The organism is Mycobacteriales bacterium (assembly GCA_035550055.1).
GTDB lineage: Bacteria > Actinomycetota > Actinomycetes > JAFAQI01 > JAFAQI01 > DASZTV01.
This window is the reverse complement of sequence record DASZRO010000072.1, coordinates 21723-44886: the sequence shown is the minus strand read 5'-3', so window position 1 is coordinate 44886 and position 23164 is coordinate 21723. Positions and strand designations below refer to the sequence as shown.

19 protein-coding genes are annotated in these 23164 nt (G+C 72.5%); 11 read left to right on the top strand and 8 right to left on the bottom strand.

Annotated features, from left to right (window positions below; genetic code table 11):
- The first annotated feature begins 107 nt into the window (after nucleotides 1-107).
- Nucleotides 108-1208 carry a YCF48-related protein gene (locus VG899_10720; GenBank protein ID HWA66827.1) on the top strand — a complete coding sequence of 367 codons (1101 nt, stop codon included), beginning with the start codon at nucleotides 108-110 and terminating at the stop codon, nucleotides 1206-1208.
- On the opposite strand, the gene menD is transcribed toward VG899_10720, so the two are convergent.
- Genes menD through VG899_10705 form a run of 3 tightly spaced genes read right to left on the bottom strand, consistent with a single transcriptional unit; the run spans nucleotide 1189 to nucleotide 4716 of the window.
- Nucleotides 1189-2883, bottom strand: a complete 1695-nt coding sequence (menD, locus tag VG899_10715; GenBank protein ID HWA66826.1) for a 2-succinyl-5-enolpyruvyl-6-hydroxy-3-cyclohexene-1-carboxylic-acid synthase — start codon at nucleotides 2881-2883, stop codon at nucleotides 1189-1191. The genes VG899_10720 and menD overlap by 20 nt on opposite strands.
- The gene (locus VG899_10710; GenBank protein HWA66825.1) at nucleotides 2873-3820 is read right to left on the bottom strand and encodes an o-succinylbenzoate synthase; all 948 of its coding nucleotides are present in this window, start codon (nucleotides 3818-3820) and stop codon (nucleotides 2873-2875) included. Before VG899_10710 ends, menD begins: the two co-directional genes overlap by 11 nt.
- Nucleotides 3817-4716: a 1,4-dihydroxy-2-naphthoate polyprenyltransferase gene (locus tag VG899_10705; protein HWA66824.1), complete on the bottom strand. Its 900-nt coding sequence runs from the start codon at nucleotides 4714-4716 to the stop codon at nucleotides 3817-3819. Before VG899_10705 ends, VG899_10710 begins: the two co-directional genes overlap by 4 nt.
- A gap of 44 nt (nucleotides 4717-4760) precedes the next feature.
- On the opposite strand from VG899_10705, the gene VG899_10700 reads away from it, so the two are divergent.
- Entirely contained in the window at nucleotides 4761-5882 is a 1122-nt protein-coding gene (locus VG899_10700; protein ID HWA66823.1) for an AMP-binding protein, read from the top strand.
- Between the two features lie 33 nt (nucleotides 5883-5915).
- On the opposite strand, the gene VG899_10695 is transcribed toward VG899_10700, so the two are convergent.
- Entirely contained in the window at nucleotides 5916-6080 is a 165-nt protein-coding gene (locus tag VG899_10695; protein HWA66822.1) for a hypothetical protein, read from the bottom strand.
- Between the two features lie 50 nt (nucleotides 6081-6130).
- Nucleotides 6131-7453 carry a UDP-glucose/GDP-mannose dehydrogenase family protein gene (locus VG899_10690; GenBank protein HWA66821.1) on the bottom strand — a complete coding sequence of 441 codons (1323 nt, stop codon included), beginning with the start codon at nucleotides 7451-7453 and terminating at the stop codon, nucleotides 6131-6133.
- A 64-nt stretch (nucleotides 7454-7517) separates the two neighbouring features.
- Here VG899_10690 and VG899_10685 point away from each other — a divergent pair, with 64 nt between their 5' ends.
- The 3 genes from VG899_10685 to VG899_10675 are packed head-to-tail and all read left to right on the top strand — an operon-like array spanning nucleotide 7518 to nucleotide 11691.
- A complete protein-coding gene (locus VG899_10685) occupies nucleotides 7518-8687 on the top strand; it encodes an acyl-CoA dehydrogenase family protein (protein ID HWA66820.1) in 1170 nt (389 codons plus the stop codon).
- Nucleotides 8688-8697: 10 nt separating this feature from the next.
- A complete protein-coding gene (locus VG899_10680; protein ID HWA66819.1) occupies nucleotides 8698-9714 on the top strand; it encodes a ferrochelatase in 1017 nt (338 codons plus the stop codon).
- A gap of 9 nt (nucleotides 9715-9723) precedes the next feature.
- Nucleotides 9724-11691 (top strand): acetoacetate--CoA ligase, encoded by a 1968-nt coding sequence (locus VG899_10675; protein ID HWA66818.1) that lies wholly within the window; start codon nucleotides 9724-9726, stop codon nucleotides 11689-11691.
- Here the strand turns inward: VG899_10675 and VG899_10670 are convergent.
- The gene (locus VG899_10670; protein HWA66817.1) at nucleotides 11665-12267 is read right to left on the bottom strand and encodes a TIGR03089 family protein; all 603 of its coding nucleotides are present in this window, start codon (nucleotides 12265-12267) and stop codon (nucleotides 11665-11667) included. The two genes, VG899_10675 and VG899_10670, sit on opposite strands and share 27 nt — an antisense overlap.
- Nucleotides 12268-12369: 102 nt before the next feature.
- On the opposite strand from VG899_10670, the gene VG899_10665 reads away from it, so the two are divergent.
- Both VG899_10665 and VG899_10660 read left to right on the top strand, forming a co-directional pair.
- Nucleotides 12370-13497, top strand: a complete 1128-nt coding sequence (locus tag VG899_10665; GenBank protein ID HWA66816.1) for a glycosyltransferase family 1 protein — start codon at nucleotides 12370-12372, stop codon at nucleotides 13495-13497.
- A gap of 13 nt (nucleotides 13498-13510) precedes the next feature.
- Nucleotides 13511-14581 carry an NDP-sugar synthase gene (locus tag VG899_10660; GenBank protein HWA66815.1) on the top strand — a complete coding sequence of 357 codons (1071 nt, stop codon included), beginning with the start codon at nucleotides 13511-13513 and terminating at the stop codon, nucleotides 14579-14581.
- Between the two features lie 5 nt (nucleotides 14582-14586).
- Here the strand turns inward: VG899_10660 and VG899_10655 are convergent, their stop codons facing one another.
- A complete protein-coding gene (locus VG899_10655; GenBank protein ID HWA66814.1) occupies nucleotides 14587-15570 on the bottom strand; it encodes a coenzyme F420-0:L-glutamate ligase in 984 nt (327 codons plus the stop codon).
- Entirely contained in the window at nucleotides 15567-16541 is a 975-nt protein-coding gene (cofD, locus tag VG899_10650; protein HWA66813.1) for a 2-phospho-L-lactate transferase, read from the bottom strand. Before cofD ends, VG899_10655 begins: the two co-directional genes overlap by 4 nt.
- 92 nt (nucleotides 16542-16633) lie before the next feature.
- On the opposite strand from cofD, the gene VG899_10645 reads away from it, so the two are divergent.
- From VG899_10645 to VG899_10630, 4 genes are all read left to right on the top strand, one after another.
- A complete protein-coding gene (locus VG899_10645; protein HWA66812.1) occupies nucleotides 16634-18094 on the top strand; it encodes a hypothetical protein in 1461 nt (486 codons plus the stop codon).
- 145 nt (nucleotides 18095-18239) lie between these two features.
- Nucleotides 18240-18503, top strand: a complete 264-nt coding sequence (locus VG899_10640; GenBank protein HWA66811.1) for a WhiB family transcriptional regulator — start codon at nucleotides 18240-18242, stop codon at nucleotides 18501-18503.
- A 39-nt stretch (nucleotides 18504-18542) separates the two neighbouring features.
- Nucleotides 18543-21713, top strand: a complete 3171-nt coding sequence (locus VG899_10635; protein ID HWA66810.1) for a glycosyltransferase — start codon at nucleotides 18543-18545, stop codon at nucleotides 21711-21713.
- Nucleotides 21710-23164: a DUF5719 family protein gene (locus tag VG899_10630; protein HWA66809.1), complete on the top strand. Its 1455-nt coding sequence runs from the start codon at nucleotides 21710-21712 to the stop codon at nucleotides 23162-23164. The genes VG899_10635 and VG899_10630 overlap by 4 nt, the downstream gene beginning before the upstream one ends.

The following is a 23164-nucleotide window of genomic DNA, read 5'->3' as shown; positions in this document are numbered from 1 at the left end:
GTTGCCTCTCGCCTCGACCGCTTCGTCCGACCTGACCTTACGGCGCGGTCCTGCCCGCCGTTCACCGCGCCCAACCGGACCGGCGCCGCTCGCGTCATAGTGACGTGATGCGAGTTCGGGCGCTCCTGGTGGCCGCGACCCTCGCCGCGGCGCTCCCCGCCACGCCCGCGCTCGGCCGAGGGACGGTCGACATCCCGCCCAACACCTGCCACTCGCACAACTCCCAACCAGAGGAGTACGGCGCCGCGGCGCTGCTCGGCATCCAGTTCTCGAGCCCGACGACCGGGTGGGCGGTCGGCGGCAGTCGGGTCCTGCGCACCACGACGGCCGGACGTCGCTGGTCGGTCGCGTACCGGCGGCCTCACGCCGGCTTCGTGCAGGTCGACGCCTACGACGACCACGACGCGTGGGTCCTCGGCGCGCAGGGGATCGCGCGGACCGTCGACGGCGGCCGGACCTGGCACTGGCAGCCGTTCGAGTGCCACGTCATCACCTCCGTCGACTTCTACTCGCCGCGGCGGGGCATCGCCGTCGCACGCGGCGTGCTGCTGGGTACGACGGACGGCGGGCGGCGCTGGACCTACCTGTCCTCGCCGGCCAAGCTCCAGTCGGCCTGTTTCGCCGACCGCGACCACGGCTGGGCCGGTGCGCACGGCGAGGTCTACCGCACCGTCGACGGCGCTCGCACCTGGCAGCTCAACGAAGCCGGCCCGCGGGGCGGGACCCGCCGGATCACGCTGGCCCTCGTCCAGTGCGCCGGCCCCGACGCCGGCTGGGCGGAGCTCGATGTCGAGGAAGCCGCGATGAACCAGTCGCAGCACGTCGGCTACCACCTGTCGGCGACCGGCTCGACGGCGATCTTCGACGAGGGGTACTTCCCGGCGGGGGGCCTCACCCACGTCGCGCCCTCACCTGGACCGGAGCCGGCAACCTTCAGCGCGATCAGCTCGTCCGAGGCGGCGTACATCGACTACTGCGGCCCGTGCGGCCTCGGAGCGGCTGAGCTCGGCATCGTCACCGGATCGACTCACCTGCGCCGCAGCGTCAAGGTCCGCCACATCGTCAGTGCACAGAGCGCAGCGTTCCTGACCACCGAGAACGGCTGGGTGGTCGGCTCGACGTCGGACTACGGCGGCCGGACGCTGCACTGGCGGATCGAGCACACCGTCGACGGCGGCAAGACCTGGACTACGCAGTACCAGTCGTGACCTCGCGCAGCCGGGCGTGCAGCGCGGCGTTCGCGCCGCGTTCGGTGCGGATCTCGACGATGCGTACGCCCTCGACCGTCGACAGCGCCTCGCTCAGCTCCGCGGGTGAAGACACCTGTCGATGCGGCACGCCGTAAGCCGCCGCCAGCGCCGCGAGATCGACCCCGTGGGGCGTGCCGAACAGTCGCTCGAAGGCCTGCGGTTCGACCGCACTGCCCTGTGGCAGCAAGGAGAAGATGCCGCCCCCGTCGTTGTTGATCACGACGTAAGTCAGGTTCGGCTGCTCCTCGCCGATCAGCCCGGTCGCGTCGTGCAGCAGCGACAGGTCACCGCACAGCGCGACGGTGGGGCGGTCGGGGCGCGCCAACGCGATGCCCTGTGCGGTCGACACGAAACCGTCGATGCCGCTGACGCCGCGGTTGGCATACACGGTGATGTCCTCGCGGGGCTCCATGACGAGATCCAGGTCGCGGATCGGCATGGACGACGCGACGACGAACGACGCGCCGGACGGCAGCAACCGGGCGACGTCGCGCGCGACCCGCGGCTCGGTCAGCCCGGGTTCGTCGTCGAGTACGGCGTCCAGTGCGCTCGCAGCCACCGCGGCCCGCTCTCGCCACGCGGCGCTCCACCCCGGCTCGGCGCGATGCGTTGCAACGTCGAGTGCGTCGAGCGCCGCCGTGTCGCAGCGGATCACGGCCCGGGCGCTGCGGGTCACGTCCCAGTTGCCGCCGTCGGGGGAGACGACGACGTGCGGCACCTGGCCCAGCCAGTCGAGCAACGGCCGTGACAGCCCGACCCTGCCGACGACGACCACGAGGTCCGGCGCGTGACCGGCCAAGAAGTCCCGGTCGCGCAGCACGGCGTCGGCGGCGCGCAAGGCGGCCGGGCCGCGTCGCGCGTTGCTGTGCGGCTCCGCGATGAGCGGCCATCCGACCTGCTCGCACCACCGCACGACCGGCACCGGGTCCTGCGCCACGTCGCCGACGACGACGACCGCGTTGCGTACGCCGGCCAGCGCCGCAGCGAGCTCGTCCGATGAGGCCTCACCCGACGGCCTCGCGACGTGAAGGTCGCGCACCCGCTCCAGCCCGAGCTCGTGGTCGAAGCCGGTGCCGTCATCGACCGGGACCAACGGCTCCCGCAGCGCGAGGTTGAGGTGCACCGGCCCCACCGGGTCACCCTGCAAGCCGAGGCAGCGTTCGACGGCGGTCCGGACCGTCTCGCGCCACGTGTCGACAGCGTCCGGGTGAGAGTCGGGCGCGGGGACGTCGTAGGCCCAGCGCACCGCGCCCCCGTAGAGACCTGACTGCTCGACGGTCTGGTTCGCGCCGATGCCGTGGAGCTCCGGCGGGCGGTCGGCGGTCAGCGCGAGCAGCGGCACCCGCGCGAGGTCCGCTTCCATCACCGCGCCGTGGAAGTAGGTGGTCGCGGTGCCGGAGGTGCACAGCACCGGTACGACGCTGCCGGTCGCCTTCGCGATGCCGAGGGCGAGGTAAGCGGCTGACCGCTCGTCGATGCGGACGTGAACAGTGATCTTCGAGTGTTCGGCCAGGGCGAGCGCGACCGGCGTCGACCGGGATCCCGGCGCAATGACGGCGTGGTGCACGCCCCGGCGGGCGAGCTCGTCGGCGAGGACCAACGCGAACGCGCGGCCCGCGTTCTCAGCGGGCATCGAGCAGCTCCTGTGCCGCCGCCATCCGTTCGCGCCACCAACGGGTCGTGTCGCCGTCGGCGGCGACCGCGCTCAGCCGCCGCGGTGACGGCGCGACCGGTCGTACCCGCAGGTGGCCGTCGACCGGGACGAGCGGGTCGTCGCAGACGTCACCGTCGAGCAGGGAGACGGTGCCGAGCCCGCAGGCGTAGGGCAGGTCGGGAAGGGCGGCGGCGAGGGCGACACCGGCGGCGATGCCGACCGAGGTCTCGATCGCGCTGGACACCACGACCGGAAGGCCGCACGCCTCGGCGACCTCCAGGCAGGCGCGGACCCCGCCGAGCGGCTGGACCTTCAACACCACGACGTCTGCCGCGTCGAGGCCGGCGACGCGCAGCGGGTCGGCCGCGGTGCGCACCGACTCGTCGGCCGCGAGGCGCACGTCGACCCGCCGCCGCAGCTGGGCCATGTCCTCGAGTGTCGGCACGGGCTGTTCGGCGTACTCGAGTGAGAAGCGGGCGAGCTCGGTCAGGGCCCGGACGGCGGTGTCGACGTCCCAGGCGGCATTGGCGTCGACCCGGACCGCACCCGACGGACCCACGGCGTCGCGCACGGCTTCGACCCGTGCCAGGTCGTCGGCCAGCGTCTGACCCGGCTCGGCCACCTTGACCTTCGCGGTGCGGCAGCCCGACGCCGCGGCGAGCGCGTGTGCCTGCTCCGGGCCGACCGCCGGAATCGTCGTGTTGACCGCGATGGCGTCGCGAAGCGGGCGCGGCCAGCCGTCTTGAGCGGCCTCCAGAGCGGCCGCCAGCCAGCGCGCCGCGACCGGCGCCGGATACTCCGGGAACGGGGAGAACTCGCCCCAGCCCGCCGGGCCTTCGATCAGCAGGCCGCGCCGGCGCTCCTGGCCACGGAAGCGCACCCGCATGGGGATGTCGTAGACGTGGCTTGCGGTCACCGAATCAGCAAGCCGGCCGCGAGCAGCACGGCGACCGCGAGCTCCAGCTTCCCGGTCCCGCCGAGCGCGGGGATCAGCGCCCGGCCGACCCCGCCGCTGCGGACTGCGGTGACGGGTTGCTTGGCCAGCGGGATCGCGAGGATCGCGAGCAGCGGCCAGCCGGACTTCGCGGCGACCGGCTCGCCGACGACCGCGAGCGCGAGCCCGACGGCGATCGCCGCGACGAACAGCTGCCGGGTGCGAGCCTCGCCGATGCGTACCGCCAGGGTCCGCTTGCCCGCGATCGCGTCGGTCGGCACGTCGCGCAGGTTGTTCACGACGAGGATCGCGACCGCCAGCACCCCGGTGGCGACCGCCGCGATCCAGGCGGTCGCCGGCAGCCGGCTGTGCTGGACGTAGGAGGAGCCGAGGGTCGCGACCAACCCGAAGAACACGAAGACGAACACCTCACCGAGACCGGCCGATGCGTACGGCCGCGGACCGCCGCTGTAGCCGAGCAGGGCGAGGAACGCCGCGACGCCGACGGCGAGCAGCCACCAGGAGACCATCGCAGCGAGCGCCACTCCGGCGGCGCCGGCGATCGCCATCGCGACCCCGATCGCGACCTGCATCGCGCGCGGCGACACCAGGCCGCTCGCCACCGCGCGTCGCGGTCCGGCCCGCTGGACGGTGTCGACGCCACGCACGCCGTCGAAGTAGTCGTTGGCGTAGTTGACGGCGATCTGTACGGCGAGCGCCACCACCACGACCAGCGCGAAACGGCCGATGGCGAGGTGGCTCAGCCCGGCGCAGCCCGCAGCGGTGCCGACGAACACCGGCGCAAGCGATGCGGGCAGGGTGCGCGGCCGCGAAGCCTCGACCCACGTCCGCAGCGGGCTCACCCGCTCCTCGCTCACATCGCCTCCTTCGGCCACCGTGCCTCGCATACCGTCGTACCACGATGCCAGGAGCCGGATTGCGACAGCTCGTCAGCCTTGCGATGCCGCCTGGCGAGGAGTTCCTCGCGGCATTCGACGAGGCGTGGCGCGCGGATCACGGCGTGCTGCCGCTCGACCCACATGCACCGGCCGCCGCCCGCAAGCGGGTGATCGCGGCGATGCGCCCGGACCAGCCGCTGGACGACGGCGTCGCCCTGGTCATCGCGACGTCGGGCTCGACGGGAGAGCCCAAGGGGGCCCAGCTGAGCCGGGCAGCGATCGAGGCCGCGGTGCGAGCCACGCACGCCCGGATCGGACAGGAGCCGGACGACGTGTGGCTGTCGTGCCTGCCGTGGCACCACATCGGCGGGCTGGCCGTCATGCTCCGCTCGCGGCTGCTGGGCATCCCCCTGCTGGTGCACGACCGGTTCGACGTCGACAGGTTCGCGCGAGCCGACGCGACGCTCACCTCGCTGGTCCCGACCCAGCTGGTCGGCCTGCTCGAGGCCGGGGTCGACCTGTGCCGGTTCCGGGCGATCCTGCTCGGCGGCGCGGCGGCACCCGAGGACCTGCTGGCGCGGGCACGTGCGGCCGGCGCGAACGTCGTCACCACCTACGGGATGAGCGAGACCGCCGGCGGCTGCGTGTACGACGGACGGCCGCTCGACGGGGTCGACGTGTGCGTGCGCGACAACGGCCGGCTGGCCATCCGCGGCCCGATGCTGATGTCGGGCTACCGGCTGCGCGCGGACCTGACCGCCCGGGCGCTGGTCGACGGCTGGCTGGTCACCAACGACCTCGGGACGGTCAGCACAGACGGCCGGGTGAGCGTGGCCGGTCGTGCCGATGACGTCATCGTCACCGGTGGCGAGAACGTGGTGGCCGACGAGGTGGCGGCCGTCGTACGCCGCCATCCGGCGGTGCGTGAGGCCGCGGTCGTCGGCGTACCGGACGACCGCTGGGGTGAACGGGTCGTCGCGGTGGTCGCCGGTCAGGTCGGGCTCGCCGAGCTCAGGGACTGGTGCAGCGCGTCGTTACCCAAGGCGTCGCTGCCGCGCCAGGTGATCCAGGTCGGCGAGCTCCCGTACCTCGCGTCGGGAAAGCTCGACCGCCTGGCGGTACGGGCCATCGCGAGTGCCGGCTGACGGCGCTAGAAGGTCGTCATCCGGCTGTCGAGCTCAAGCCGCGCCGGTGGCGACCAGCCAGCTGGTGTCAGCGGGCTCGCTGCGGTACACCTCGCGCGAGTGCACCGGAGTCGCCAGGTCGATCAGCAGACTGAGCGGCACTTTCTCCGCGAGCAGCCGCATTCCGTGTTCATCGACGTAGTCGAGGTCCTCGGACATGCATGGTGTCCTACCCGCGGCGAACGACGACTAACGCCGCGCTGCGGTTCTCACGGCCGGCCGAGCGCACGGTAGGTCCAACCGGCCGCGCGCCACCGCTGCGGGTCGAGCGCGTTGCGCCCGTCCACGATGTTGCGAGCGCCGACGACCTCCGCGAGCACGTGCGGATCGGCCTCGCGGAACTCGAGCCACTCGGTGAGCAGCAGCACCAGATCCGCGCCTCGCACCGCGTCGAGCGTGGACTCGGCGTAGCTGAGGGCGGGATAGCGGACGCGGGCGTTCGGGATCGCGGCCGGGTCGTACACGGTGACCTCGGCGCCGGCCGACTGGAGCCGGCTCGCCACGTCGAGGGCCGGCGAGTCCCGGATGTCGTCGCTGTTGGGCTTGAAGGCGGCGCCGAGTACGCCGATTCGACGGCCGGTCACCGTCTCGTCGAGCAGCTCGCGAGCGAGGTCGACCATGCGGGTCCGCCGCCGCAGGTTGATCGCGTCGACCTCGGTCAGAAACGTCAACGCCTGGTCGACGCCGAGCTCACCCGCTCGCGCCATGAACGCGCGGATGTCCTTCGGGAGGCACCCGCCGCCGAAGCCCAGCCCGGCGTTGAGGAACCTCCCGCCGATGCGGTTGTCGTGCGAGAGCGCTTCCGAGAGCTTGGTCACGTCGGCGTGGGTCACCTCGCACACCTCGGCCATCGCATTGATGAAGGAGATCTTCGTCGCGAGGAACGCGTTGGCGGCCACCTTGACCAGCTGCGCGGTGGCGAGGTCGGTGACGACCACCGGGGTGCCGTTGGCGATGACCGGCGCGAACGCCTCCCGCATGGCCTCCTCGCCGCGAGCCGAGGACACGCCGAAGACCAGCCGATCCGGGCGCAGGGTGTCTTCGACGGCGTAGCCCTCCCGCAGGAACTCCGGGTTCCACACCAGCTCGACGGACTCGGCGGCGGGCGCGGTCGAGGCGATGCGCGCCGCGATCCGCTCCGCCGTACCCACCGGCACGGTCGACTTGCCGGCGAACACGCACGGCCGCCGCAGCAGCGGCGCGAGGCTCGTGACGGCGTCGTAGACGAAGTCGAGGTCGGCGGCGTACTCGTGCTCCTTCTGTGGGGTGCCGACGCACAGGAAGTGGACGTCGCCGAAGTCCGCCGCCTCCTCATACGACGTCGTGAAGCGCAGCCGGCCGCTCTCCAAGGTCTTCTGCAGCAACGGTTCCAGGCCCGGCTCGTAGAACGGGACCTCGCCGCCGCTGAGCCGGGCGATCTTCGACTCGTCGACGTCGACTCCGACGACGTCGAATCCGAGCGATGCCATGCAGACCGCGTGGGTCGCGCCGAGGTAGCCCGTGCCGAGAACCGTCATCCGGGGGCCGGTCATCGCGCAAAGCATAAGCGACTCACCGATTGGTCGGACGTCCTAGGAATCCACCTACGATGGCTGCGTGAACCAGGCTTTCGACCTCTACACGTTGCCCGAAGAGCACCAGCTGCTCCGCAAGACGGTTCGTGAGCTCGCCGACGACAAGATCGCGCCGCGCGCCGCCGAGATCGACGAGAAGGCCGAGTTCCCCTGGGACGTCCATGACGCGCTCGTCGCGGCACAGCTGCACGCCGTACACGTCCCCGAGGAGTACGACGGGGTCGGCGCGGACGCGATCGCCTCGGCGATCGTGATCGAAGAGGTTGCCCGCGCCTGCGGCGCGTCCTCACTCATCCCGGCCGTCAACAAGCTCGGCACGATGGGGCTGCTGCTCTCCGGTGGCGAGGACCTCAAGCGGGCCTATCTGCCGCGGCTGGCCAGCGGCGAGGGCATGTTCAGCTACTGCCTGTCGGAGCCCGAAGCCGGCAGTGACGCGGCGGGCATGAAGACCCGTGCTGTACGCGACGGCGACAGCTACGTCCTCAACGGCACCAAGCGCTGGATCACCAACGCGGGAGTCTCGAAGTTCTACACGGTGATGGCCGTGACGGACCCGAACAAGGGCCCGAACGGCATCTCGGCGTTCGTCGTCGAGAAGGACGACGCGGGGGTGAGCTTCGGCGCTCCGGAGAAGAAGCTGGGCATCAAGGGCTCGCCCACGGCGGAGGTCTACTTCGACAACGTGCGGGTGCCGGCCGACCGGATGATCGGCGAGGAGGGGACCGGCTTCAAGACCGCCCTGAAGACCCTCGACCACACCCGGCTGACGATCGGCGCGCAGGCGCTCGGCCTGGCCCAGGGCGCGGTCGACTACTGCACCCGCTACGTCCAGGAGCGCAAGCAGTTCGGCAAGCCGATCGCCGAGTTCCAAGGCGTCTCGTTCATCCTCGCCGACATGGCGATGAAGACCGAGGCGGCGCGGTCGCTGATCTACCAGGCGGCGGCGATGTCGGAACGGCTCGAGACGAACCTCACCTTCATGTCCGCCGCTGCGAAGTGCTTCGCGTCGGACACGGCGATGGAGGTCACGACCAACGGCGTACAGCTGCTCGGCGGCTACGGCTACACCCGCGACTTCCCGCTCGAGCGGATGATGCGCGACGCCAAGATCACCCAGATCTACGAAGGCACCAACCAGATCCTGCGCATGGTCATGTCCCGCAACCTGCTCAAGGCGAACCCGCTGCGCTAGCGCGGCGCAGATGTACGACGCGCTGCTGGTCCTGTCCTTCGGAGGTCCCGAGGGGCCGGACGACGTCATGCCGTTCCTGGAGAACGTCACCCGTGGCCGTGACGTGCCGCGAGCGCGCCTGGAAGCCGTCGCCGAGCACTACCTGCACTTCGGCGGGGTCTCACCGATCAACGCCCAGAACCGCGCTCTCGTCGCGGCGGTCCGCGCCGACTTCGCCGCGTCCGGTCTCGGTCTCCCGGTCTACCTCGGCAACCGCAACTGGCGCCCGTACGTCGGCGACGTCGCTGCGGAGATGGCGGCTGACGGCGTCCGCAACGCCCTGGTCTTCGTCACCTCGGCGTATGCGTCGTACTCGGCCTGCCGCCAGTACCAGGACGACCTCGCCGCTGCTGCGGCGCCGCTCGGGCCAACGGCTCCCGAGCTGCACAAGCTGCGCCACTTCTTCGACCACCCCGGGTTCATCGAGCCACAGCGGGACGCGGTGCGCGAGGCCGTCGCCTCGATCGACCCGTCGCGGCACGCCACGACCAGGCTGGTGTTCGTCGCCCACTCGATTCCCGAAGCGATGGCGGCGGCGGCCGGACCGAACGGCGGTTTGTACGTCGCGCAGCTTGCCGCGGCGGCCGAGCTGGTAGCGGCCGCCGCTGACCACATCGGGCACGTCCTCGCCTACTGCAGCCGCAGTGGTCCGCCGTCGGTGGCGTGGCTCACACCGGACGTCAACGATGCGCTGCGTGACCTTGCCGCTGACGGCGTGAGCGACGTCGTGGTCGTCCCGATCGGCTTCATCAGCGACCACATCGAAGTGCGCTGGGACCTCGACGTGGAGGCCGCCGCGACGGCGGCTGAGCTCGGGATCGGGTTCCATCGCACCGCGCCGCCGGCCGGTGACCCGCGGTTCGTCGAGATGGTGCGCGAGCTGGTCCAGGAGCGGTTGGACCGCGCCGCCCCTCGCCGTGCGATGTCGGTGATCGGCCCCGCCCACGACGTCTGCCCGGCGGGCTGCTGCCGCGTCGCGACTCGCTAGCGTTCGACCGTGACGTCCGAAGGCGAGCTGCTCTGGACGCCCAGCGCCGAGCGGATCAGCAGCTCACGGTTGGCCGACTTCCAGCGGTGGCTGGCCAGCGAGCGCGGCCTGGAGCTCAGCTCCTACGCCGAGCTCCATCAGTGGTCGGTCGACAACCTGTCCGACTTCTGGGGTGCGCTCGACAACTGGCTCGGCCTGCGCTGGTCGACGGCGTACGACGCGGTGCTCGACGGCACCCAGATGCCGGGCGCGACCTGGTTCGCCGGCGGCCGGACCAACTACGCCGAGCACCTGCTCTATCCGCTCGCTCCGGTCGAGAAAGACGTGCTGGCGGTCTTCGCCGCGCGGGAGGACGGCCGCGAGGTGCAGCTCACGTGGCGCGAGCTGCGCACCCAGGTCGCGGCGGTGCGGACCTGGCTGGTCGAGCACGGCATCGGCAAGGGTGATCGCGTCGTCGCGCTGCTGCCGAACGGCGTCGAGGCGCTCGTGGCGATGCTCGCGACGGCCTCACTCGGTGCGATCTGGTCCAGCTGCTCGCCCGACTTCGGGCCGACGGCGATCGCCGATCGCTTCACCCAGATCGAGCCGGCGGTGTTGTTCACGGTCGACGGCTATCACTACGGCGGCAAGCGGTTCGACGTGACCGCGACGGTCGAGCAGCTGCGCCGCCAGCTCCCCACGTTGCGCGAGACGGTGCTGGTGCCCTACCTCGACCCGGCTGCGCGGCTCGACCGCGCGACGTCGTGGCATGAGCTGCTGGCCTGCGGCGGGACGCTCGCGTTCGAGCCGATGGCCTTCGCGGACCCGCTGTGGGTCCTTTACTCCTCGGGCACGACCGGTCTGCCGAAGCCGATCCTGCACGGTCACGGCGGGATGCTCATCGAGCACGCCAAACAGCTCGCCCTCCACCTCGACCTCGGCCCGGGCGACCGGTTCTTCTGGTTCAGCACGACCGGCTGGATGATGTGGAACCTGCTCGTGTCCGGGCTCGCGGTCGGCTCGGCCATCGTGCTGTACGACGGGAACCCGGCCTTCCCCGACCAGATGACGATCTGGCGGCTCGCCGAGCGTGCCGCCATCACCTGTCTCGGCCTCGGCGCGCCGTTCATCCAGGCCTGCCAGAAGGCGGGCCTCGCGCCGGCGCGTGAGGTCGACCTCTCGGCGCTTCGCACCGTCGGCTCGACCGGGGCGCCGCTGCCGCCCGAAGGGTTCGCCTGGGTCTACGAGGCGGTGGGCGAGGTGATGTTGTCCTCGCTGTCGGGCGGCACCGACGTCTGCACCGCCTTCGTCGGCGGCGCGCCCAGCCTGCCGGTCCGCGCCGGGGTGATCCCGGCCCGGCTGCTCGGCTGCGCGGTGGCGGCCTTCGACGAAGCCGGCAACGAGGTCGTCGACGAGGTGGGAGAGCTCGTCATCACCGCGCCGATGCCGTCGATGCCGGTCGGGTTCTGGAACGACGACGACGGCTCGAGGTTGCGCGAGGCGTACTACGAGACCTACCCCGGCGTGTGGCGGCACGGCGACTGGGTGAAGTTCGCCGCCGACGGCTCGTGCGTGATCTACGGCCGCAGTGACTCGACGCTCAACCGCGGCGGGGTGCGGATGGGCACGTCGGAGTTCTACCGGGTCGTCGAGGCGCTGCCCGGCGTGGCCGACTCGCTCGTCATCGACACCTCGGCGGCGGGCACCGAGGGCAAGCTGTTGCTCTTCGTCGTGCCCGGCGACGGCGCGGACCTGGCGGAGCTCACGGCCGAGATCCGGCGCGTCACCCGGTCACAGCTGTCGCCGCGGCACGTCCCCGACGAGGTCCTCGCCGTGCCGGTCGTGCCCCGGACGATCAACGGCAAGAAGTGCGAGGTGCCCGTGAAGCGGATCCTCGCCGGGACGCCGGTCGACCGCGCGGTGTCGAAGGGCGCGCTGGCCGACGCGTCGTCGCTGGCGCCGTTCGTCGAGCTAGCCCAGTCGCGGGAGGCCGGTTAGGTCGACCCCCGCGGTGTGGGTCACCCGTTCCGCGGCGGCGCGCTCGGCCAGGCCGGCTGCGTCCGCGGCGCAGTACACGGCCGAGCCCTGCGCGAGGAGCGGGCCGACCAGTCCCCACACGAGCCCCGGTCCGGCCAGCGGCGACGCGGTGAGGACCCTCGCCGCCTCCGGAACCGCCCCGCGGGCAGCCTCGACCACGTCCTCGCCCGAGGGGTTCGGCGACGAGAAGGCGTCGGGATAGGCGGCGACCAGCCGTGACAGCCCGGCGCCCATCGGGTCGAGCGGCAGCTCGAGGCGCTGACCACCGGGGCTTAGTGCGGTCGCGACGTCGGCTCCGGCCGCCCACGCCGCGAGCAGTGCGACGGCGCTGATCCAGTGCAGTGCCGCCGGGACGACGATCGGTTCGTCGACGTCGAGCTCGTCGTCGATGTATCCGGCGATCTTGGCCACCCAGTTGGCCGTCGTGGCGACCGACAGCTCGACGCGCTGGCCGGGCTCGTCGCCGTACCAGGTGATGAACGGCCGTGAACCGTCTCGGCGCAGCTCGCGAGTCAACAGATCGAAGGGTGTCGCCACGTGTAGAGGATGCACGTACGACGGCGGCTTACGACGGTACGCTGAGTGAGGCAACCAACTTCGAGCAAGTTCGTACGAGATCAGACGGGGAGGGAGCCGCTCGTGGCCCCCCGAGTGCTGGTCGACGCGACCGCTGTGCCCGCTGATCGCGGTGGGGTGGGGCGATACGTCGACGGCCTGCTGGGCGCGCTGGGCGCCGCAGGTGCCGACCTTGCGATCGTCTGCCAGCGGGCCGATGCCGAGCGCTACGCGCTCGTGGCGCCGCAAGCGACGATCGTGCCCGGGCCGCCGGCAATCGCGCACCGCCCGGCTCGCCTCGCCTGGGAGCAGACCGGCCTTCCGCTCGTCGCGCAGCAGCTGGCCGTCGAGGTCATCCACTCGCCGCACTACACGATGCCGCTGCGTGCCGGCCGGCCGGTGGTCGTCACCATTCACGACGCGACCTTCTTCACCTCGCCCGAAGCCATCGCGGCGGTCAAGGGCACCTTCTTCCGATCGGCGATTCGCACCGCGCTGCGCCGGGCGACCCGGGTGATCGTGCCGAGCAAGGCGACCCGAGACGAGCTGGTCAGGGTCCTCGACGCGGACCCGACGATGCTCGACGTCGCCTACCACGGCGTCGATCCGCAGCTGTTCCACCCGCCGACAGAGGCCGAGCGTGCCCGGGTGGCCGCGCGGCTGGGCATCCGTGGCGACTACGTCGCGTTCCTCGGCGTGCTCGAGCCTCGCAAGAACGTGCCGGCACTGATCCGCGGCTGGGTCGAGGCGGTGAGCTGGCGCGACGACCCGCCCGCGCTGGTCCTCGCGGGTGGCCGCGGCTGGGACGAGGACGTCGACGCCGCCGTCGCCGAGGTGCCGAGCCACCTGCGGGTGGTCCGCCCCGGCTACCTGCGCTTCGCCGACCTGCCGGGCTATCTCGGCGGCGCGACCGTGGTCGCGTTCCCGAGCCACGGCGAAGGGTTCGGACTGCCGGTCCTCGAGGCGATGGCCTGCGGCACGCCGGTCCTCACCACGCAGCGGCTCTCGCTGCCGGAGGTCGGCGGTGACGCCGTCGCCTACACCGAGCCCGACTCGGCCTCGATCGGGACGGCGTTGTCCGCACTGCTCGACGACGCAACGCGGCGGCGCGCGCTCGGCGACGCCGCACTCGCCCGGGCCCGCGAGTTCACCTGGGCTGCCAGCGCGGAGGCGCACCTCGCGGCCTACGCGCGCGCGGTCTCGCAAGCCTGATTGGATTCCCGCTGTGGAAGCCGTCGTCCTGGTCGGTGGCCAGGGAACCCGCCTGCAGCCGCTGACGTTGCGCACGCCGAAGCCGATGCTGCCCTTCGCGGGTGCGCCGTTCCTCGAGCACCAGCTCGCGCGGCTGCGCGACTCGGGCGTCGACCACATCGTGCTGGCGACGTCGTACCGGCCGGAGGTGTTCCATGAGCACTTCGGCAGCGGCAAGGAGCTCGGGGTCCGCATCGACTTCGTGACCGAGACCGAGCCGCTGGGCACGGGTGGTGGGATTCGCCACGTCACGAAGCGGCTCGAGTCCGGACCGGACGACCCGGTGCTGGTGCTCAACGGCGACGTGCTGTCCGGACACGACCTGCGTGCCCAGCTCGAGCTGCACCGACGCCGGGAGGCGGCGGTGACGCTGCACCTGGTCGAGGTGGACGACGCGCGTGCCTTCGGGTGCGTGCCGACCGACTCGCACTCGCGCGTGACGGCCTTCATCGAGAAGTCCGACTCGCCGGTCACCAACCGGATCAACGCGGGCTGCTACGTCTTCACCCGGCGGGTGATCGACTCGATTCCGGAAGGCCGGCCGGTGTCGGTCGAGCGGGACACCTTCCCGGGCCTGCTCGACGCCGGCGAGATCCTGCTGGGCTACGTCGAGAACGCCTACTGGCTCGACGTGGGGACCCCGGCGGCCTTCGTCCAGGCAAGCCGCGACGTGGTGACCGGCGTCCTCGGCTCGCCGTCGATGCCGGGCGCTCCGGGCGAAGCGCTGATCCTCGACGAGGCGATCGTGCATGCCGGCGCGGTCGTCACCGGGGGATCGGTGATCGGTCCGCGTGCCCGGGTCGACGCGGGCGCGCAGGTGAGCGGCTCGGTCCTCGGCGACGGCGTGCACGTCCAGGCGGGTGCGAACGTGGTCGACTCCCTGGTGGGCCGCCGGGCGGTCATCGGGCAGCGCAGCGTGGTGACCTCGGCGGTCATCGGCGAGGGCGCGATGATCGGCGCGAACAACGAGCTCGGCGCGGGGATCCGGATCTGGAACGACGTCACGATCCAGGACGGCGCCGTCCGGTTCAGCCCGTTGCCCTGAAGGCGCTAGCGAGTCGTGACGTCGACGCGAGCACCGTCCGGGGTCTCGACCGGCCGGGACGCCCGCAGCCCCTCGGCGGCCAGCGCCGCCATCAGCCGGCCGAGGGCGTAGCCGACCTCCAGCGCAGACCCGGTCGCGACGACCGAGCCGGCGTCGGCCGCGACGGTGAGCACCGCCCGCGTCTCGCCGAGTGAGGCCACGGCTCGCCGGACGGCGGCGAGGTCGGCGGCGCCGCCGGCGTCGACCTCGACCGGCGCGCTGTCGCGCACCACTTCCTCGATCGCGTCGTGGGTTCCGCGGGCGAACATGTCGTCGGCGGCCGGGCGCACCAGCGGCCGGGCGCCGAGGTCTTCGTCCTTGGGTCGTCGTACGTCGAAACCGCGGATCACCGCGACCGGTCGTCCTTCGAGCTTGCCTTTGACCAGGTCGGCCGCCGCGGCGAGCTCGTCGGCCAGCGCGGTCACGGTCACCTCGAGGATCTGTCCGTAGGAGTCCGTGCTGCCGCGCAGGTCGTCGAGCACCTCGATCCCGGCGGCGCCGATCGCGGTGTCGACCACCCCGTCGCGCCACGGCCGGCCCATCGTGTCGGTGACGATGACCGCGACGTCGACGCCGAGGCGTTCGCGCAGCCCCGCGCGAATCGTGCGCGCGGAGGCGTCCGGGTCGATGGGCAGCAACGCGACGGTGCCGGCCGGGACATTGCTCGCGTCGATGCCGGCCGCGGCGAGCACGAAGCCGTGGCGCGTCTGCACGATCTGGGTACGCCCGCGTCTCGCGACGACGCGGACCGTCTCGGCGGCCAGGTGCTCTTCGCGGCTGCCCCTGACGAGACGGCCTTCCGACTTCGACACCACCTTGCTCGTGACCACGACGACGTCGCCGTCACGGAGGTCGGCCCCGGCCTCGGTGATCAAGGCCGCCAGGTCGTCCCCCTCGACGACCTCGGGGATGCCTTCGACGGCTCGGATCTCGAGCGACGTCGCCGTCATCGGCGCTCCCCGCAGACCAGGTCGATGGCCGCCCGCGCCATGGCGGCGCTCGCCTCGACGTCATGCATCAGCAACGGGACCGCAGCCGCGCCGAAGCCATCACGAACCAGCGAGCCGACGGCATCGGCGTCGACGTCGTCCACGAGCCAGCCGTCGATCAGCCCGCCGGTACGGCGCGCGCCGTAGTGCCGGGCGACCGCCTCCGCGGTGGTGTCGACGCCGATCGCCTGCAGGCACGCGTCTGCCATGCCGCGGACCGGTGCGCCGCCGACGATCGGCGACAGGCCGACGACCGCAGCCGCGGTCGCCCGCACGCTCTCGGCGATGCCGGGGATCGCCAGGATCACCCCGATCGAGACGACCGGATTGCTCGGCGCGAGCACGACCACATCCGCGGACTCGATCGCCTCGACCACGCCCGGCGCGGGTTTGGCATCCGCCGCGCCACGGACATCGAAGCCGAGCGCCGGGACGTCGGCGTGCAGGCGCACCCACCACTCCTGGAAGTGGACCGCGCGGTCGGCCAGCTGCACCCACGTCTCGATGGGGTCGTCGCTGGCGGGCAGCACCGTGATGCCGGTCGGCCACCGTTGGCCCAGCCATCGGATCACCGTCGACAGCTCGACCCCGTCGGCGAGCCAGCTGCTGCGCAGCAGGTGCGTTGCCAGGTCGAGGTCGCCGAGGCCGAACCAGCCCGGCACGATCCGCTCGGCCGCGGCGACCGCGGACGCGTAGCGCGTCAGCTCGTCGCGGACCCGGAACGTCTCACCCTCTCGGCCCCATCCCCGCTCGCGGCTGATGCCGTCGCCCAGGGTGTAGAGCACGCTGTCGAGGTCCGGGCAGATGCGCAGCCCGAGGACGGTCATGTCGTCGCCGGTGTTCACGATCGCGGTGACGTCGTGGCCCAGCGTGCGCAGCCCACTCAGGAACCGGGCGCCCCCGATCCCGCCGCACAGTGCTGTCACGCGCACCTCGCCATCCTTTCTCACGACCCGCGCGCGGAAGCGAGCGCCTGCACCTGTTCCCGCGTAGGGTTCTCGCACGGCGTCTGAGGGGAGTTCGCGTGGAGGGCGAGAGCTACAGCGCACTGGAGGGTACGGATTCACCGGTGCTGTTGCGGCGGCTCGAGGCGCTGGTCGAACGACCGACGGTCGGCGCGACGACCTCGTCGCTGCCGGTTGCTCCGGTCGTGGCGGCCTCGCTCGCCGGCCTTCGCGCCGAGATGACCGGACTCGAGGAGCGGCTCGCGACGATCGAGGACACGGTGTCCTCCCTTGCTGACCGGATCGACTCGCGGCTCGGCGCGCTCGACGACCGCATCGCCGCGTTGGCGCAGTCCGTCGGCTCCGAGCGCACCGTCGCCGAGCAGCACCGCGAGCGCACCACCGAAGCGCTGCAGGAGCAGGCCACGGCGCTCGATGAGTGGGCCGAGGCGGTCCGCGCCGGCCTCGAGGACCTCGGGGACGCGGTGGCGACCAGTCTCGGCACACTCGGCGACACCCTCCAGGATCCGTCCGCTCGCGAGGCCGACCGCCGCCACCTGGAAGCGATGCTGACCGAGGTGATGGGCGCCGTGGACGAGGCGACCCGTCCGATCGAGACTCAGATGTCGTCGTTGTACGGCGGCGTGCTCGACGGCTTCGCCGCGGCGCGCGACGGCCTGCTCGACGACCTCGGTGGCGCCCTCGAGGCCCTCGAGCGCGCCGCGGTCGCCACCCGGGAGAACGTCGAGGGACAGCTCGCCGAACTGCGCGGGGACTTCGCCGACGCGCTCGACGAGATGCGTGAGCACGTGTCGAACGTGGTCGGCACGTCGTCGGACACCGTCGCCGGCGCGCTGGACGAGATGCGTGCGGACTGGCAGCCGCGGGTCGACAAGGTGGTCTCGGAAGGCCGGGCGGCCGCCCAGGGCGTGCTCGACGAGGTGCGCTCCGACGTACGCCGCGCGATGACGGACCTCAGCGACTCGCTGGAAGGCCAGATCGCGGTCATCGCGACGGCGACCGGCACCATCGGCGGCGGCACCGATCGCCTGGTGGCGGCCGGACAGGCGCTGCTGGCCTATCTCGCCGAGCGGGACCGGATCCTCGAGCGCGAGCGCGACCGGGTCCTGCACGAGGTGCTGGAGGAGTTCGCCGAAGGGCTGTCCCCGCGCGAGCGCCGGGCGGTGGCGAGCCGGGTCGGCGAGGCGGTGAGCCGCCATCGTGACTCCCGTGACGCCGAGCGCTTCCGGCGGGCGCGCCCCGGCCGCGACGACATCGCGGTGCCGGACCTGCCGGAGGTCCTCGAGCGGCTGGCCGAGCCGGTGCCCGAGCCGGTGCCCGCGCGCCCGCCGCGTCGTACGCCGTTGCGTGCCGCCGCCGCGCCCACCGCACCCGCGCCGGCCAGGAAAGCCCCCGCGAAGAAGGACGCTGCGGCCTCCCGGCAGCCGGCGAAAAAGACCGTCACGCCGGCGAAACGGGCCACCAAGACCGCTAAAAAGGCCGCTCCGACCAGCACAGATGGGCCTGCGACCGGCAGCTGAGCCCCCGGGTCGGGTTGAGGTGATACCACTGCCCCCCTTGACTTTCTGGCTACGACGCGCATGTAATTCCACACGTGTCATTTCCCCGGACACGCCGAGCCCCGCGACCGACGGATCGGCCGCGAGCAGCTGACGTGGAGGCGCCATGACCGAGCCATTCGTTGTCCTGGGTCCGCAGGACGAGACCCTGCCACTGCCCTGGCAAGTCCAGGCGCTGTGCTCGCAGACCGATCCCGAGGCGTTCTTCCCGGAGAAGGGCGGTTCGACCCGGGAGGCCAAGCGGGTCTGCGGACGCTGCGACGTCCGCGGTGAGTGCCTCACCTACGCCCTCGCCCACGACGAGCGCTTCGGCATCTGGGGCGGCCTGTCAGAGCGCGAGCGCAGGCGTCTGAAGCGCCGTGTGGTCTGAGACGTAGGCTCCTAGGGCCGGTTCGGACCGGTCTCTCCTATGCCTACGACCTCCTCGCGTTCCCGCTTCCCGGGACACCACGTCACGGTGGTCGTGCTCTGCCGCAACAACGCCAAGCTGCTCGCCAAGACCCTCGACGCGATCGACCGTTCCTCGCAGCGCCCTGACCGAGTAGTCGCGGTCGACCTCGGCAGCACCGACCGCAGCGTCGCCGTCGCGACCGACCGGCTCGGTGCCGCCCGGGTGGCCGAGCTGCCGGCCGGCGCGACGACCAACGCCGCCGTGCAGGCCGGTCTCGACCTCGGCGCCGGCCGCGCCGGTCAGCGGGCTCGTGAAGACGGTCCGCTCGAGTGGATCTGGCTGCTGCACGACGACAGCGCGCCGGACGAGGCGGCGCTGGAAGAGCTGCTGCTGCGGGTCAGTCACTCGCCGTCGGTGTGGCTGGCCGGTCCGAAGCTGCGCGACTGGGAGGACCGGGCGCTGGTGCGCGCCGGGCTCACGATCGACTCGGCCGGCGTCGTCGACAGCGGACTCGACGGTCAAGAGCCCGATCAGGGCCAGCGCGACGACGTCGACGAGGTGCTCGCGGTGGACACCGCGGGCTCGTTCGTCCGCCGTGACGTGTGGGAGTACCTGGGCGGTGAGGACCCGAGCTGGGCGGAGTACGCCGCCGACGTCGATCTGGGCTGGCGGGTCAACGCAGCCGGCGGGCGGGTCGTCGTCGTTCCCCGCGCCGTGGTGCGCCACGCCGGCGGTGACTGTCCGGGCGACCACCCCACGGGTTCGCCGCTTCGCGCCCAGACGGTTCGGCGGCGAAACGGCATGCAGGTGGTGCTCGCCAACACGGCCGGCTGGATCGTCCCGCTGCTGGTGCTGCGCTACCTGCTCGGCGGCCTCCTGCATGCCGCGGCGCTGACCGTGTTGTCGCGCCGACCGCGAGAGGCCGCCGCGGAACTCCTAGCGGTGGCGCAGGTCGTCGGGTCGCCGCGCGCCGTCGTGGCAGCCCGGCGGGAGCGGGCGGCCACGCGAGACGTCTCCCACGGCGACCTTCGCCGGCTCTTCCCGCCGGCCGGGCGCTGGGTGAGCGGGCTGGTGAGCATGCGGGCGCAGCAGGCCACCGCGGCGCCGGACGCCCCGGTGACGCGGCGGCGCCGGGTGGCGGTCGAGTCCGGGCCGGTCGCGGAGGAGGCGGAGTCCCTCGGCGACGAGCTGAGCGCCTTCGGCGAGTTCCTGCGCCGTCCCGCGTCCCTGCTGTTCATCGGGCTGAGCGTTGCGTCGCTGATCGCGAACCGGCACATTCTGTCCGGCAGCCTCCACGGCGGCCGGTTGCTGCCGGCACCGTCCGGCGCAAGCGACCTGTGGTCGTCGTACCTGTCCGCGTGGCATCCGTCGAGCGTCGGCTCGGTGGCGCCCTCGCCGCCGTCGGTCGCCCTGCTCGCGTTGCTCGCCACGATCCTGCTGGGCAAAGCCTGGCTCGCCGTCGACATCCTGCTGCTCGGCGCGGTCCCGCTGGCCGCGCTGTCGGCGTTCACCTCGTTGCGGCTGCTGACCACCGCGGTGCGGGTGCGGGTCTGGGCCAGCGTCGTCTATGCGTTGCTTCCGGCGGTGACCGGCGCGGTCGCGTCCGGGCGCCTCGACGTCGTGGTCGCCGCGATCGTGCTGCCGCGGATCGCGCGTTCGATCGCCGTCGTCTGGCAGGCCGACGCGGTGGGCACGCCGCGCGGCCGCTGTGTCCGCGCCGGGTTGTGGCTCACGGTCGGCGCCGCCTTCGCGCCGCTGTTGTGGGTGTTCGCCGCGATGGTCTGCGGCCTGGTCGTGGCCGCCGGGTTCTTCGTGTCGGGCGACACCGACGACGTCGAGCGGATCGGCGCCAGGCTGGCTCGCGCCGGCGGGGTCCTCGTGGTGCCGCTCGTCGTCCTGCTGCCCTGGACGCTGCACGTGCTGGCCCATCCCGGGGTGCTGTTCACCGGCAGTGGGGTCGCGGAGTTCTACTCGTCGCACTCCGCGCCGTCCGGGATCTGGCTCGTCTTCCTGCACGCCGGGGGAAGCGGGCAGCCGCCGGCGTGGGTCGGGATCCCGCTGGTAGGCGCGGTCGCGCTCGGCCTGCAGCGCGACAGCCGGGTGACCACGGCGCGAGTGGGTGCGGCGGTCTTCGTGGTCGGCGCGTTGCTCGCCGTCCTCATGACCCGCGGCGCGGGAGTGACGCCGGGCTATCCCGCGACCCGCCACTGGCCGGGGCTGCTGCTCCTGCTCGCCGGCGCCGGCGCGCTGACCGCCGCGGTCGTGGCGGCCGTCGGCGCGCGGCCGGCGCTTCAGGACCGCAGCTTCGGCTGGCGTCAGCCGGCTGCCGTCGCCGTCGTGGCCCTTGCGGTCGTGTCGACGGCCACCTTCGTCGGCACCTGGCTGATTCGTGGCGGCGGCGGGGAGCTTCGCGGGGACGGCGGTGCGGTCCTCCCGCTCTACGTTCAGGCCGAGCTCAACGTGCCGGGCGGCGGACGGGCGCTCGTGCTCTCCGATGACCACGGGTTGATCCGTTACGCGCTGGTGCGTACCGCCGGCGGTCCGGTGCTCGGAGCCGGTGACCTGCCGGCATCCGGAGGTACGGCGCGCACCGCGAGTGTCGAGCTCGCCGACGCCGTCCGCGACGTCGTCGCCGCACGCCCTGGCGCGGCCGGCGAGCTGGTCCCGTTCGGAGTCGACTACGTGGTCGCGTCCTCCGCAACGGCGCGTCGGATCGCCGCCCAGCTCGGGCAGCTGTCGAGCCTGACGGTCATCCCGGTGCCGAGTGCGACCGTTTGGCATTCGACGCTGGCCGCCGGCGAGCTCACCGTGCTCAGTCCTACCGCCGCGACCGCAGCGGTCAGCGGCCAGGTCAGCTCCTCGACGTCGACCGCGGTGCTCCCGGTGGGGGAGGACCCGACTGACCTGCGTGCGACGGTTGCCGGGGGCACGGTGGGCCGGCTGCTGGTGCTCGCCGAGCCGGCGAGCTCTGGCTGGCACGCCACGCTCGACGGCCAGGCGCTGCACCCCACGAAGGCGTACGGGTGGGCGCAGGCGTTCGAGCTGCCCAGCGCCGGCGGTCAGGTCCACGTGACCTACCGCAGCGGTAGCCGGCACTGGTGGGCGCTGTTCGAGCTGCTCGCCCTGATCGGCGTCGTCCTGGTCGGCAGCGGCGCCGGCCCGCACGTGCCCCATCGGGTGACGTCATGAGGCGCGACCTGCCGGTGTTCGCAGTCGCGCTGGCCGCGGTGCTGCTGGTGTCGTTCCTGACCGGTTCGAGTGCCGCGAAGCGGGTCAACGCCCCGGTCGGCACGGCCGCCGTCACCGCGCGGACCCTCGCCTGCCCGGTCGTCAACGGCCAACCGCGCAACACGGTCGGCACCGCCGCGGCTGCCGACGTGGGCAAGGCCCTTCAGCCGCCGGCGGTCGAGGCCGGCTCCACCGTGGTGCGCACGTTGTTCGGCACGAGCAAGTCGAAGACCTCGCCGGTCGATCTCAACCCGACCGACTCCTTGCACATCGACGACCTGCACAGCGAAGCCGTGGCGTACGCCACCACCGGGACGAGCGCGGCCTACGTCGTCGCCGACGAGCTGGTCGAGACCGACGAGGGCCGCTACCGCGCTCTCGCCGGCGGGACCTGCCTGCCGCCGGCGACCAACTGGTGGTTCGTGGGCGGCAGCGGCAAGGTCGGCTACACCGACCGGTTGTTCCTTGCCAACCCGGCGCGCACTCCTGCCGATGTCGTCGTCACGGCGTGGACACCGAAGGGGCCGGTCTCCACCCCCCGGATCGCCGACATCATCGTCCCGCCCGAGTCGAAGTACACGGTCGGCGTGTACGCGTTCGCCCCTGACATCCCGAACGTCGCGATCCACGTCCACGCCGAAAGCGGTGCGGTGACGGCGGCGCTGATGGACCGGCACACCAGCGGCGTGACGCCCGACGGCGGCGACCTGGTGCCGCCGACCGCGGCGCCGTCCCGGCACGGGGTGATCGCCGGCTTCCCGGAAGGGTCCGGACCCCGAGCGCTGGTCGTCGCCAACCCCGGTTTCGCCGACGCGACGGTCGAGGTCAAGGTGGTGACCTCGCAGGGCGAGTACACCCCGTCGAGCGTGAAGTCGTTCGTCGTGAGCCCTGGTCGCACCAAGTTCGTCGACGTCACCAAGGCGTTGTCGGGGGCGACCGGGGCGGTGCTGCTCAGCAGCGACCAGCCGGTCTTCGCCGCGGGCCGCTCGACCGCCTCACCGGGCGGCCGGCTCGACCCCGACTACTTCTGGGACGCCGTGACGCCGGCGGTGGCCGGCCCGGCGGCGGTGGCGATCGGACGGGAGCCCGACGGGGGCGAGTGCCTCCTGCTGCTCAGCGCACCGCAGGGCGCGGCCTCGGTACGGGTCACCACGCCGGAGGGCGGCAGCCGGACGATCCCGGTCCCGGCGGGCCACAGCGTCGCCGTGGACATCACCGACCTGGTGAAGGCGAGCTCCGGTTCGTGGCCGTTCGTCGTGACGCCGGTCGGCGACCAGCCGGTCTACGGCGTACGCATCCTGCACTTCGACGGCGCGCACGGTGCCCTCAACACCGCGGAGCCGCTCACCGCTCTGCCGGGGCCGATCCCGCTGCCGCCGGTCAGGGAGGACCCTCGGCTGGCCAGTCGCTGA

Coding starts and splice junctions, on each gene's coding strand:
- VG899_10695 (HWA66822.1), bottom strand. CDS start 6,080: ATGTCCGAGGACCTCGACTACGTCGATGAACACGGAATGCGGCTGCTC.
- VG899_10635 (HWA66810.1), top strand. CDS start 18,543: ATGCCTACGACCTCCTCGCGTTCCCGCTTCCCGGGACACCACGTCACG.
- VG899_10630 (HWA66809.1), top strand. CDS start 21,710: ATGAGGCGCGACCTGCCGGTGTTCGCAGTCGCGCTGGCCGCGGTGCTG.
- VG899_10655 (HWA66814.1), bottom strand. CDS start 15,570: ATGACGGCGACGTCGCTCGAGATCCGAGCCGTCGAAGGCATCCCCGAG.
- VG899_10720 (HWA66827.1), top strand. CDS start 108: ATGCGAGTTCGGGCGCTCCTGGTGGCCGCGACCCTCGCCGCGGCGCTC.
- menD (HWA66826.1), bottom strand. CDS start 2,883: ATGCCCGCTGAGAACGCGGGCCGCGCGTTCGCGTTGGTCCTCGCCGAC.
- VG899_10640 (HWA66811.1), top strand. CDS start 18,240: ATGACCGAGCCATTCGTTGTCCTGGGTCCGCAGGACGAGACCCTGCCA.
- VG899_10680 (HWA66819.1), top strand. CDS start 8,698: ATGTACGACGCGCTGCTGGTCCTGTCCTTCGGAGGTCCCGAGGGGCCG.
- VG899_10700 (HWA66823.1), top strand. CDS start 4,761: ATGCCAGGAGCCGGATTGCGACAGCTCGTCAGCCTTGCGATGCCGCCT.
- VG899_10690 (HWA66821.1), bottom strand. CDS start 7,453: ATGACCGGCCCCCGGATGACGGTTCTCGGCACGGGCTACCTCGGCGCG.